This is a genomic window from Chitinimonas sp., assembly GCF_036568685.1.
Classification (GTDB): Bacteria; Pseudomonadota; Gammaproteobacteria; order Burkholderiales; family Chitinimonadaceae; genus Chitinimonas.
This window is the reverse complement of record NZ_DATCSC010000003.1, coordinates 24,651-36,386: the sequence shown is the minus strand read 5'-3', so window position 1 is coordinate 36,386 and position 11,736 is coordinate 24,651. Positions and strand designations below refer to the sequence as shown.

Here is an 11,736-nt window from a genome sequence, read left to right as displayed (position 1 = left end):
ACCGTGAAACGAGGCCGCGCCGATGATAGTGCGGACTACCCGTGTGAAAGTAGGTCACCGCCAGGCTCCCCTTAAAACACCTCGATCAGCAATGATCGGGGTGTTTTGCTTTGCGCGGACCGAACGCACAACGCCCAAGGCGGCACCCAAAGACGACGGCAACACCCAGAACTTGGCCCCGCGGCGCTGCCGCGGGGCTTCTTGTTATCAGCTTGACGTCGTGGCCAAAGTACCCGCCGTGCGCCTCAGCGCGCCGGCTGTTGCGGGTGCTCAATGCGATTGATGTAGTGCTGGATCTGCTGCCGGCTGGCCGGTGGCAGTGGGGTGAATTCGAAGCCGGTACGGACTGTGCGTATGCCGTTGCGTAACACCAGCTCGAAGCGTGAACGCACTTGAGCATCGACAGCGACGCTGGCCATGTGTGGTAGCTCGACGCGTATACCGTGGTAGCGGGCACCTGGCACCAGCCGCAGGCCCGGAATAAAGGCCAGGATGCCCATGCCTCCGAGACTGAGATCGATAATGGAAACCTCGATCTCTTCCTCCCCATCCGCTTGCAGCGGCACAAAGGCGCTGAGTGGCTGGCTCAGCGGTATGGTCAGCCGATAGTGATCGCGGCGCTGCAGCCTGAGGATGCTGGCCGGTGCCGTGACGGCCAGGGCCGGTTGGCGCTGCCATTCCACGAGCCGTGGATAACCGACCTCGAACTGCAATTTGATCCTGTCCTGCAAACCAACGCACAGCAATTGCCGGGCATCGAAAACGGCAGCCCGTTCTGCTTCCTCGGGCAGCGCCAGGATCAGCTGGTGACCGTCGATACCGAGCAGCGGGAGGCTGGCGATGACACCGGGTTTTTCAGGATAGAGGCTGACGATGGCTCGCTTCGCGATCAGCCCCGCGAGCACCTGGTGCACTTCGGCAGGATTGTGCAGGCGCGATAGTGCTGCCCCTTGCAACTCTTCGGGTTCAGCCTTGAGTGGTAGCTCTTCGGTCAATAGCGGCGGGGTTGATGTCAGCATGGGTGGCGGCAAAGGACAGCTTGTCCTCAGTGTAGACAGTGCGTGGCGCTACTACCGCATATTGCGAAGACAAAAAGAAACCGGCCCCTCGTAAGGAGCCGGTTCGAAGGGCGGGAGCAGGGACTAGAACAACAAGTCCTTTACGCCCTCCTCCATGGTTTGTGGTGCAGCGGTGGACGTATTATCCAGACCCAGTTCTGGATTGGTCTGCGGGAATTCTGCGTAGAAGTATTCGTTACGCGTACCGCGGCTGGTTTCCACCGGCTGGGTCAGTACACCATCCGGTACTGGATAGGCGTATTCGGGTACGCCCTTGAGTGCCTTGCCCATATAGCTGATCCAGATCGGCAGCGCTGCCGCACCGCCCGTCTCGGAGCCTCCCAGCGAGCGCGGCTGATCGAAGCCCAGCCAGGCAATGGCGACGAGGCCGGGCTGGTAACCGGCGAACCAAGCATCGTGCGTATCGTTGGTGGTGCCGGTCTTGCCGGCCAGATCGTTGCGGTTGAGCACATTGGCCTTGGCTGCAGTGCCGTAGCGGGTCACGTCCTGCATCATGCTGGTCATGATGAAGGCGTTACGCGGGTCCAGCGTGCGCGGGGCATTCTTGCCTGCAACCTCGGGCTCGGTGCGGGCAATCAGTTGGCCACGGCTGTCTTCGATCCGGTCGATAAAGTAGGACCGTACCCGGTAGCCGGTGTTGGCAAAGACCGAATAACCCTCCGCCATCTGCAGGGCCGTCACGCTGCCGGCGCCCAATGCCATGGTCAGATAGGCTGGATGGTTACGGGCCTCGAAGCCGAACTTGCTGATGTAAGCCTGGGCGTAGTCCGGCGTGATCGCCTGCAGGATGCGGATGGAGACCAGGTTCTTGGATTTGGTCAGTGCGTCGCGCATGGTCATCAGGCCGGCGAACTTGCCGTCGAAGTTCTTCGGCTCCCAGCGCTGCCCGCCTATGGTGGCCGGGTCGATCACCAGGGGGGCGTCATTGATCATGGTCGCAGGGGTGAAGCCGCGCTCGATGCCCGCCGAATAGATGAAGGGCTTGAAGCTCGAACCGGGCTGGCGCCAGGCCTGGGTGACATGGTTGAAGTGGTTGCGGTTGAAGTCGAAGCCGCCGACCAGCGAACGGATCGCACCGTTCTGTGGATCGATGGAGACCATGGCCACCTCGGCCTGGGGTAGCTGCACGATTTGCGGTCCGTTCTCCCCCATCTGGACGCGGACGATGGCACCTGGGCGCAACTGCTGAGAGGGTTGCAACTTGCTGCTTAGGGCCCGTGCGGCGAACTGCAGGCCCTTGCCGCTGATCTCGGCGGTGGTACCGCCACGCAGATAGACCTTGACCATGGTGTTGGATGTAGACAACACCACGGCAGGCACCAGATCACCGGCATCCTTGACGTCGGCAAGGTGGTCCTCGAGTTTGTCCTGCAGATCGCTACCGGCAGCTGGCAGCTCGATATAGGCCTCGGGACCGCGATAGCCATGGCGGCGGTCGTAGTCCAGCACCCCCTTGCGGGCTGCCTCGTAGGCAGCGGTCTGGTGGCTGGCCAGGAGGGTGGTGTAGACCTTGTAGCCCTGGGTGTAGGCGGCTTCCTTGTATTTGTCATAAAGCGCCTGGCGGGCCATCTCGGCGACGTATTCCGCCTGCACCGGGAAGGACTCGCTGCTGCGGCGTACGTGCAGGGATTCAGCCAGGGCGGCCTGATACTGCTGTTCGTTGATGAACTGCAGCTCGCGCATGCGCCGCAGCACATATTGCTGGCGCAGCTTGGCGCGGTTGGGATTGACCACCGGGTTATAGCTGGACGGCGCCTTGGGCAGGCCGGCCAGCATGGCCATCTCTGCGGGGGTCAGTTGAGCCAGGCTCTTGCCGAAATACACCTGGGCTGCCGAAGCAAAACCGTAAGCACGTTGCCCCAAATAAATCTGATTGAAGTAAAGCTCCAGAATTTGGTCTTTACTAAGGCTGTGCTCGATTTTGAAAGAGAGTAGGGCTTCGTTGAATTTACGAGTGAAGGTCTTTTCGCTGCTCAGGAAGAAATTGCGTGCAACCTGCATGGTGATGGTACTGGCGCCCGATTGGGCGTGCCCGGTCAACAGGTTAGAAGCTGCTGCACGCGCAACACCGATGTAATCAATACCGCCATGCTGATAGAAACGCTCATCTTCGGCGGCCAATATGGCTTGCTTCATCAACAATGGAACTTGGCCGATGGGAACAAATGCGCGCTTTTCTTCGCCGAATTCGCCGATTTGCACACCGTCAGCGGTATAGACCCGCAATGGAATCTTGGGACGGTAGTCAGTCAGTGTTTCCAGGGAGGGCAGGCGGGGGTAGGTGATGGCGATGGCCATGGCCACTGCACCCACTGCTGCGACGACCAAGGCAAAGAAAAGGCCGACGCTGAGCAGTAACCAACGATGCTTCATAGAAAAAATGCCTTCTGGCTGGGCGGTTAAGGTTTATGGCAGCTGCTATAGCTTGCTGGACGGGGTTTTAGTATAAATGCATAAATCAACTTTACACCCCGTAGGTGGACTGCTAGGATTTAACGTAAATTCGTATAAAAGCCGCCTACACAACTAATTCATAAAGGAAATTCAAGTTGAATCTCGATTTCCTAAAGCCGAAGACACCGCCATTGATCGGGGTGGATATCAGCACCTCTGCCATCAAGATGGTGGAGCTGTCTGAAGCTGGTAAGCACCTTACCATCGAGCGTTACGTCATCGAACCCCTACCTAAGGAGGCCGTGGTCGATGGGAACATTGCCAATCTAGAGATGGTGGGTGAGGCCGTCAAGCGAGCCTGGCGCGTGCTGGGATCGCGGGTGAAGAACACCGCGCTGGCCTTGCCGGCCGCGGCTGTCATCACCAAAAAGATCACCGTGCCGGCGGGTCAGACCGAGCTCGAACTCGAGATGCAGGTCGAGACCGAGGCCAACCAGTACATTCCGTTTGCGCTGGACGAGGTCAACCTCGACTTCCAGGTGGTCGGTCCCTCCGCCGCCACACCGGATGAGGTCGAAGTGCTGATCGCCGCTTCCCGCAAGGAAAAGGTCGAAGACCGCGTCGCTGCGGTGGAATCGGCCGGGCTCAAGGCGCTGGTGATGGATGTCGAATCCTTTGCGACCCAGGCCGCCTACGAGCTGATCGAGCGGCAGCTGCCGAACAATGGCGAGGGCCAGACCGTAGCCATTGTCGATATCGGTGCGTCGATGATGCATATCAATGTCCTTCGCGATGGGCAGCAGATCTACTCGCGTGAGCAGGCATTTGGTGGCAATCAGTTGACCCAGGACATCCAGCGAAAGTTCAGCCTGTCGGCGGAAGAAGCCGAGGCGGCCAAGCGTAATGGCGGTCTGCCGGACAACTATGAGCCGGAAGTACTGCAGCCCTTCATGGATTCGCTGGCGATGGAAATCGCCCGGGCCTTGCAGTTCTTCTTTACTTCGACGCAATACAACAGCGTCGACCATATCCTGTTGGCAGGTGGTTGCAGCGTGATTCCTGGTCTGGACGAAGTGGTGGCAAGCCGTACCCAGGTCAGCACCATGATCGCCAATCCATTCCTGAATATGACCCAGTCGAGCCGGATCAAGACCCGCCAGCTGCTGCTCGATGCGCCTTCGCTGCTGATCGCCTGCGGCCTGGCATTGCGGAGGTTTGACGCATGATTCGTATCAACCTGCTTCCGCACCGCGAGCAGAAACGCAAGGCGCGGATTCGTCGCTTCGCGGTCATGGCGGCGGTTTTCGCCCTCGGTGGTGTATTCATCGTGGGTGCGGCCTATGCCGCTATCAGCGCGCAGATCGCGATCCAGGACGAGCGCAATACCTTCCTGGAAGAAGAAAACGCCAAGCTCGACAAGCAAATTGCTGAAATCGAGACCCTGAAGAAAGAACGGCAACTCCTGCTGGATCGCAAGAAGGTGGTAGAGCGGTTGCAGTCCAACCGTTCGATCGCCGTGCAGATCCTGGACCAGTTGGTGCGGCAGCTACCTGAGGGTATCTACCTGAAGTCGATCAAGGAAACGGCCGATGCGGTCGAGATCGTCGGTTACACCCAGTCCAGTGCCCGGGTTTCGACCCTGATGCGCAGCCTGAATGATTCGCCGATCTTCGAGCAACCTAATCTGATCAAGATTGAAGCGGTAAACGTAGGCACGCAGCGTTTGAGTGAATTCGACCTGACTGTGCGTATTACCCGCGAAGAACCGGAAGCGGATACCAAGAGCGCCAAGAAGGGCAAGGAGGCCGCCAAATGAGCATGACACTGGAAGACCTCAAGCGGCTGGATCCCAAGGATATCGCCAACTGGCCGGCGGCCATCCAATTGGTCTGCCTCAGCATCTTGACCGTGCTGGTTGTGGTGGCCGGCTATTTCCTGCTGCTGTCGAGCGAGCAGGATGTGCTGGACCAGGGCCGGGCAAAAGAGGAGGAGCTGAAAACGGCTTTCCTCGACAAGAAGGGCAAGGCGATCAACCTTGAGGCTTACCGCCAGCAGTTGGCGGAGATTCAGGAGTCGTTTGGCGCGCTGCTCAAGCAGTTGCCCAGCAAGGCCGAGATGGAAACCTTGATTACCGAGATCAACCAATCCGGCGTAGGCCGTGGTCTGCAGTTTGATCTGTTCAAGCCCACGCCGGCCGAGATCAAGACGGCCGAGTTCGCCGAGCGCCCCATCGATCTGAAGATCAACGGGCAATATCATGACTTGGCGGCATTTGCGAGCGATATCGCCCAGCTGTCGCGGATCGTGACGCTGACCGATATGCAGATCTCCGTGCCGGATGCGAAGAGTGGCGCGGGTGGCATGCTCACTATGCAGGCCATTGCCCGGACTTATCGGGCACTGGATGCGGAAGAGGCGGTGGAAATGCGCAAGGCCGCTGCCGATAAGAAGAAGAAAGGCTAAGAGAGGGCACTTTCATGAACAAGTCATGGGGTATCTGCTTGGCCGCGGGTCTGGGATTGGTGGGCTGTTCGGGTGAACAGTTCAGTGATCTCAAGACCTGGATGGACGAAAGCAGCAATGAACTGAAGTTGAAGAGCCGGGTGGAGCCGCTGCCCGAGGTCAAGCCTTACCAGCCTTACGTCTACGATGCGTTCAGCCTGGTGGACCCCTTCAACCGCAGCAAGATGGAAATTGCCAAGAAGGCCAGTGGTGCGCTGGCGCCGAATATGAATCGGCCCAAGGAGACGCTGGAGGCCTACGACCTGGAGAAGCTTCGCATGGTCGGAACGTTGCAGCGTGGCAAGGATATCAATGCGCTGATACGTACGCCCGACGGCAACCTGTATCGGGTCAAGATGGGCAGCTATATGGGGCAGAACTTCGGCATGGTGACCGCCATAAGTGAGACGGGTGTTACCTTGAAGGAAATTGTCGAAGACAGTGGCGGCGATTGGGTAGAAAGAACGAGCGTGCTGGCGCTCGAAGACACGGAGCAGAAAAAATGATCAAGCGCCACATGCTGAATTGGCTTGCGCGTGCCGGCTTTTTGATTCTGGTGGGACTGGGGGTCCAGGCGGACGAACCCAATGCCATCAAATCGATCGATGTAAAAGTAGAATCGGCTGACAAACAAGAGATCACGGTTGTCTTGCAAAAGCCTTTGCAGGTGCCGGCGAGCTTCGCCGTCAATACGCCACCGCGTATTGCCTTCGACTTTGTGAATACGGTTAATGACAGCGGCAAATCCAGTGTGCCGGTCAGCGGCGCCAATCTGCGTAATATCAGTTTGGCCGAGGCTGGTGGTCGTACCCGTATGGTGCTTGGTTTGACCCAAGGCGCGACCTATGAGACTCGCGTTGAAGGCAACAAGCTCAAGGTTACGCTGGCCGCAAGCAGCGCAGCCAGCCAGCCAGTCAGCAATACGACTTCGCAATTCTCCAGCGCCCAGAACGTCAAGAAGGAATCGATCAAGGATGTCGACTTCCGCCGTGGTGCCCAGGGCGAGGGCCGTATCACGGTTGATCTGTCGAGCCCGACTATCGGTATCGATATTCGCCAGCAAGGCAAGAGCCTGATCCTGGAGTTTGCCAAGACCGCCCTGCCGCGCCAGCTTGAGCGCCGCATGGACGTGGCTGACTTTGGTACACCGGTACAGACCATCGATACCTACAGCCAGGGCGATACCGTCAAGATGGTGATCGATCCCAAGGGTGGCTGGGAATATTCGGCTTACCAGACTGAGAACCGCTTCATTGTCGAGGTCAAGAATGTCGACGAGCAGGCCAAGCGTCTGGCTCAGCTCGACAAGCCAAGCTACAAGGGTGACAAGCTGTCGCTGAACTTCCAGAACGTGGAAGTCCGGACGGTGCTGCAAGTGATTGCCGAATTCACCGGCAAGAACATCATCACCAGCGACACCGTCAACGGCAACCTTACCCTGCGCCTCAAGGATGTGCCTTGGGACCAGGCGCTGGACCTGATCTTGCAAAGCAAGGGCCTCGACAAGCGTGAGAACGGTAATGTGATGTGGGTGGCACCGCGTGAAGAGATCTCGCTGCGCGAGACCCAGATCGCCGAAGCCAAGAAGAAGCTGGCCGATGTTGAGCCGACCCGTACCGAATCCTTCCAGCTGAACTATCAGAAGGCGGAAGAAGTACGGAACATGCTCATGAACGACAAGCAGCCCTTCCTGAGCAAGCAAGGTACCGCCATTGTCGAACCACGCACCAACACGCTGATCGTCAATGACATCCCGAGCAAGCTCGATGAAGTACGGGCGCTGCTGCTCAAGACCGATAACGCCGCCCGCCAGGTGATGATCGAAGCGCGTATCGTGGTGGCGGATGATTCCTTCAGCCGTGACTTGGGTGTGCGCCTGGGCTTCCGTGGTGATCGTACGCAAGGCAATAACCGCGTTGGCTTTGCCGATACCATCGACAACTCGATCGCCGTACTCAACAACGGCGTGAAGGCTTCGACCGGTGCGCAGGTGAATCTGCCAAACGGCAAGTCGACGGGTGGCAACTTCGGGATCTCGGTGCTGAATGAAGCTTCCGGCGTGCTGTTGAGCCTGGAACTGCAGGCACTGGAAGCCGAAGGTCGTGGCCGTACCGTGTCCAGCCCACGGGTGATTACCGCAGACCAGCAGAAAGCAACGATCTCGCAAGGCCGTCGTTACTACATCATTGTGCCTGGTGGTTCGGGCGCCAGTGCAGCACCGCAGGAAAAGGAAGCGGCGCTCAAGTTGGAAGTAACGCCGCGCATCACTCCGGACCGTCGTGTGTTCATGGAGCTCAAGGTCAGCAATGACGTACTGACCCAGACTGGCCAGTTCCCGGTGGTGGAAACCAAGGTGGTGGAGACCAATGTGTTGGTCGGCAGCGGTGATACCGCCGTGCTGGGTGGCGTGTATGAAATGCAGGAATCCGATGGCGAGAGCAAGATTCCTTGGCTGGGCGATATTCCCTACCTGGGTAACCTGTTCAAGTCCAAGAGCAAGTCGTCCTCCAAGAAGGAACTGCTGATCTTTATCACGCCGCGCATCCTCGACGAGTCGCTGACGCTGCGTTGATCCAGCTGCATTCCGTTACAATGCCCGGCATGAATTTGCCGGGCAATTTTTTTCTCGTAGGACTCATGGGGGCGGGTAAGACGACCATCGGTCGCGCACTCGCTCGACTGGCCAACAAGACTTTCTACGATGCCGATCACGAGATCGAGGCGCGTACCGGCGTCAGGGTGCCGATCATCTTCGAGATCGAGGGCGAGGCCGGTTTCCGGGCTCGCGAAGCGGAAACGATCAGGGAACTGACGGCGCTGCAAGACATCGTACTGGCTACCGGCGGTGGTGCAGTACTGGACCCGAACAATCGGGCCCGGCTCGCCAGCCATGGCTATGTGATCTATCTGCGAGCCTCGGTCGACGAGCTGTATCAGCGTACCCGCCAGGACAAGAACCGCCCGCTGCTGCAGACGGCCGATCCCCGCGCCAAGCTGGAAGCGCTGTATGCGCAGCGCGACCCGCTATACCGGGAGGTCGCCGATATGGTGGTCGACACCAGCCGCCAGAGCGTCAACCAGTTGGCCCAACAAATACTCCATGAGCTTGCCCGTATCCATGCAAACCGTCCGCGTTGAACTGGCCCACGCGCCTTACGATATTCTGATCGGTGCCGATCTGTTGGCCGATGTGCGGCCGCTCTTGGCGGTACTGCCGCAGAAGCGTGCTGCGATCGTGACCAATGCCACGGTGGCGCCGCTCTATCTTGCCCGCCTGCAGGCCGCTCTGGAGGCGGCTGGCGTGGAAGTGCTGCCCATCGTGCTGGCCGATGGTGAGCAATACAAGACGGGCGAGACCCTTAACCAGATTCTCGATGCCTTGCTGACCCATCGCTTTGAGCGCAAGAGCACCCTCTTGGCCTTGGGTGGCGGGGTGATCGGCGATATGACCGGCTTTGCCGCAGCAATCTACCAGCGTGGCGTGCCATTTATCCAGATCCCGACCACCTTGCTGGCCCAGGTGGATTCTTCAGTTGGGGGCAAGACGGCCATCAACCACCCCTTGGGCAAAAATATGATCGGCGCCTTCTACCAGCCCAAGCTGGTATTGGCCGATCTGGGTACGCTGCGCAGCTTGCCGGCCCGCGAGTACTCGGCGGGCCTGGCCGAGGTGATCAAGTACGGTTTGATCGACGATCTGCCTTTCTTCGAGTGGCTGGAAGCCAATATGGCCGCGCTGATGCAGCGCGATGAGGCCGCGCTCGGTTATGCGGTGCGGCGCTCTTGCGAGAACAAGGCGCGCATCGTCATGGCGGACGAGAAGGAAGAGGGCGTGCGTGCCTGGCTGAATCTAGGTCACACTTTTGGCCACGCCATTGAGGCGGGCCTTGGCTACGGCGTCTGGCTGCATGGTGAGGCGGTTGCTGCAGGCATGCTGGTGGCCGCCAAGGCATCGCAATTGCTCGGTGATCTGAGCGTGCAGGATGTCGCACGGATTGCAGCGTTGCTGCAAGCAGCCGGGCTGCCGACTCAGGCCCCGACCTTGTCGTTTGAGCGTTGGTTGTCGTTGATGGCGCAGGACAAGAAGGTCGAGGCAGGGCGTATCCGTTTTATCCTGCTGCGGCGCCTGGGGGCTGCCCATATCGGTCACCTTGATGAGGCGGTACTGCGCCAGGTTCTGGCGTGAAGTTAAGAAGGATGGCGGTGATGCTGGGGCAGGTCTGCAAGCGGTTTTTGGATGTGGCATTGACCTTGTGCCTGCTGCTCATTCTGGCCCCGGTGCTGCTGGGCTTGATATTGGCTTTGCGTCTGCAAGGCGGGGCGGCCTTGTTTGCCCACGTTCGGATAGGCCGTCATGGTGCGCCTTTCCGCTGCTATAAATTCCGCACCATGTTGCCCGACGCAGAGCGTCGCCTGCAGGAGTTGCTGGCGCGAGACGCGCAGGCTCGGCAGGAGTGGGAAAAGGACTTCAAGCTGCGCAATGATCCGCGGGTGACACCGTTCGGGGAATTCTTGCGCAAGTCCAGCCTGGATGAGTTGCCCCAACTATGGAATGTGCTGGTGGGGGATATGAGCCTGGTAGGGCCCCGGCCTGTGGTCGAGGCCGAGTTGCTGCGCTACGGCAATCGCGCCAGCCTCTATACCTCGGTACGACCCGGCATTACTGGCCTGTGGCAGGTCAGCGGCCGCAATGACACGACCTATGAAGAGCGTGTCCGTCTGGATGCGCAGTATGTGCAGAACTGGAGCCTGTCGCTCGACTGGCACATCCTCTGGCGTACCCTGTTCGTGGTGCTGGGGCGTCGCGGCGCTTACTGAGCCTATTGAACGGGACGAGTTGGCGGATGGGCTTCCCGCCACCAGGCGGGATGCATGCTGAGCCTGCGGCACAAACCCGTCGGCAGATAGCGGTAGAGCCGACCAAACTTGTAGCCGCTGAATTTGGCTGCGCTGCCCAGCAGACCTCGTAGTGGCCAATACCAACCCGTCGCCCTTAGCGCCCGCCATTCGGTGGTGATATAGCGCAGTCCCTCTCCGGTTGCGCCGCCAAAGGTCTCCAGCAGCCAAGGTTCGTGCGCGTGCAGGGCTCCGGTATCGAAATAGCGACGGAACTCCGCCTGCAGGCTGTAGTTGTGGGAGTGATAGACCTGGGCTTCGGCGACATAGGCCGAGCGCCAGCCTGCCATCAGCAGCCTGGCCGTGGCCTGCATATCTTCGGCCAGCAGGGTGCGGCTGGGAAAGCCGCCTTGCGCCAGCAGCGCCTCGCGTCGCCAAGCGGCGAAGGAATTGGAGCAGAAAGCCGTCTTGAGGCCATAACGGCGACGGTCGTCCAGACTGTAGCTGCGTGACTGCGGCGGGTAGTTGAAAGTGCGCACATGGGCTGCTGTCGGGTCCGCATCCTGGTGCGGCAGCTGGCGGCCATAGGCGACGGCGACCAGGGGGTCTGCAAAGGTCGCCAGCAAGGCCTGCAAGGCGTTCGGTCCAGCCAGCAGGGCATCCTGGGTCAGGCAGACCACTACTTCGCAATCGGCCAGCTGGGTGAGGCCGAGCTGTCGTGTTGCACCGTGGTCAAAATCGGCACGGCGTATGGTCAAGAGCTCATGGCCGGCTTCCTGCGCCAGCCGCGCGGTATCGTCGTCAGACTGGGAATCGATAACCAGTACTCGCTCCGGTTGGCGTGATTGGCGAGCGAGCGCGGCCAGCCAATCAGCCCAGCGGGGGCCGGCATTGAGGGTGGGGACGAGCAGGCCTAGGCGCATGG

The 11,736-nt window shown here is 59.6% G+C and carries 11 protein-coding genes; 8 read left to right on the top strand and 3 right to left on the bottom strand.

Going from position 1 to position 11,736, the window contains the following annotated elements:
- Nucleotides 1-245: 245 nt before the first annotated feature.
- Nucleotides 246-1,019 (bottom strand): flagellar brake protein, encoded by a 774-nt coding sequence (locus VIM95_RS00415; protein WP_331981400.1) that lies wholly within the window; start codon nucleotides 1,017-1,019, stop codon nucleotides 246-248.
- Nucleotides 1,020-1,142: 123 nt separating this feature from the next.
- Entirely contained in the window at nucleotides 1,143-3,452 is a 2,310-nt protein-coding gene (locus tag VIM95_RS00410) for a penicillin-binding protein 1A (protein WP_331981397.1), read from the bottom strand.
- Nucleotides 3,453-3,628: 176 nt separating this feature from the next.
- On the opposite strand from VIM95_RS00410, the gene VIM95_RS00405 reads away from it, so the two are divergent.
- The 8 genes from VIM95_RS00405 to VIM95_RS00370 are packed head-to-tail and all read left to right on the top strand — an operon-like array spanning nucleotide 3,629 to nucleotide 10,793.
- Nucleotides 3,629-4,699, top strand: coding sequence for a pilus assembly protein PilM (locus VIM95_RS00405; RefSeq protein WP_331981394.1), 1,071 nt, complete (start codon nucleotides 3,629-3,631; stop codon nucleotides 4,697-4,699).
- Nucleotides 4,696-5,289: a PilN domain-containing protein gene (locus tag VIM95_RS00400; RefSeq protein ID WP_331981391.1), complete on the top strand. Its 594-nt coding sequence runs from the start codon at nucleotides 4,696-4,698 to the stop codon at nucleotides 5,287-5,289. The genes VIM95_RS00405 and VIM95_RS00400 overlap by 4 nt, the downstream gene beginning before the upstream one ends.
- On the top strand, nucleotides 5,286-5,936 hold the full coding sequence (locus VIM95_RS00395; protein WP_331981388.1) for a type 4a pilus biogenesis protein PilO: 651 nt from the start codon (nucleotides 5,286-5,288) through the stop codon (nucleotides 5,934-5,936). The genes VIM95_RS00400 and VIM95_RS00395 overlap by 4 nt, the downstream gene beginning before the upstream one ends.
- A gap of 14 nt (nucleotides 5,937-5,950) precedes the next feature.
- Nucleotides 5,951-6,481 (top strand): pilus assembly protein PilP, encoded by a 531-nt coding sequence (locus VIM95_RS00390; protein ID WP_331981385.1) that lies wholly within the window; start codon nucleotides 5,951-5,953, stop codon nucleotides 6,479-6,481.
- Nucleotides 6,478-8,547 carry a type IV pilus secretin PilQ gene (locus VIM95_RS00385; protein WP_331981380.1) on the top strand — a complete coding sequence of 690 codons (2,070 nt, stop codon included), beginning with the start codon at nucleotides 6,478-6,480 and terminating at the stop codon, nucleotides 8,545-8,547. Before VIM95_RS00390 ends, VIM95_RS00385 begins: the two co-directional genes overlap by 4 nt.
- A 20-nt stretch (nucleotides 8,548-8,567) precedes the next feature.
- Nucleotides 8,568-9,113, top strand: coding sequence for a shikimate kinase AroK (gene aroK / locus VIM95_RS00380; RefSeq protein ID WP_331981377.1), 546 nt, complete (start codon nucleotides 8,568-8,570; stop codon nucleotides 9,111-9,113).
- Nucleotides 9,094-10,161, top strand: coding sequence for a 3-dehydroquinate synthase (aroB, locus tag VIM95_RS00375; RefSeq protein ID WP_331981374.1), 1,068 nt, complete (start codon nucleotides 9,094-9,096; stop codon nucleotides 10,159-10,161). Before aroK ends, aroB begins: the two co-directional genes overlap by 20 nt.
- Nucleotides 10,158-10,793: a sugar transferase gene (locus VIM95_RS00370; RefSeq protein WP_331981371.1), complete on the top strand. Its 636-nt coding sequence runs from the start codon at nucleotides 10,158-10,160 to the stop codon at nucleotides 10,791-10,793. The genes aroB and VIM95_RS00370 overlap by 4 nt, the downstream gene beginning before the upstream one ends.
- A 2-nt stretch (nucleotides 10,794-10,795) precedes the next feature.
- Here VIM95_RS00370 and VIM95_RS00365 read toward each other — a convergent pair whose 3' ends face one another.
- On the bottom strand, nucleotides 10,796-11,734 hold the full coding sequence (locus VIM95_RS00365; protein WP_331981368.1) for a glycosyltransferase family 2 protein: 939 nt from the start codon (nucleotides 11,732-11,734) through the stop codon (nucleotides 10,796-10,798).
- Nucleotides 11,735-11,736 lie beyond the last annotated feature (2 nt).

What these genes read in the sequence shown, in the direction of transcription:
- VIM95_RS00415 (WP_331981400.1), bottom strand. Translation starts at nt 1,019, where the DNA reads ATGCTGACATCAACCCCGCCGCTATTGACCGAAGAGCTACCACTCAAG.
- VIM95_RS00410 (WP_331981397.1), bottom strand. Translation starts at nt 3,452, where the DNA reads ATGAAGCATCGTTGGTTACTGCTCAGCGTCGGCCTTTTCTTTGCCTTG.
- VIM95_RS00400 (WP_331981391.1), top strand. Translation starts at nt 4,696, where the DNA reads ATGATTCGTATCAACCTGCTTCCGCACCGCGAGCAGAAACGCAAGGCG.
- VIM95_RS00395 (WP_331981388.1), top strand. Translation starts at nt 5,286, where the DNA reads ATGAGCATGACACTGGAAGACCTCAAGCGGCTGGATCCCAAGGATATC.
- VIM95_RS00390 (WP_331981385.1), top strand. Translation starts at nt 5,951, where the DNA reads ATGAACAAGTCATGGGGTATCTGCTTGGCCGCGGGTCTGGGATTGGTG.
- VIM95_RS00385 (WP_331981380.1), top strand. Translation starts at nt 6,478, where the DNA reads ATGATCAAGCGCCACATGCTGAATTGGCTTGCGCGTGCCGGCTTTTTG.
- aroK (WP_331981377.1), top strand. Translation starts at nt 8,568, where the DNA reads ATGCCCGGCATGAATTTGCCGGGCAATTTTTTTCTCGTAGGACTCATG.
- aroB (WP_331981374.1), top strand. Translation starts at nt 9,094, where the DNA reads ATGCAAACCGTCCGCGTTGAACTGGCCCACGCGCCTTACGATATTCTG.
- VIM95_RS00365 (WP_331981368.1), bottom strand. Translation starts at nt 11,734, where the DNA reads ATGCGCCTAGGCCTGCTCGTCCCCACCCTCAATGCCGGCCCCCGCTGG.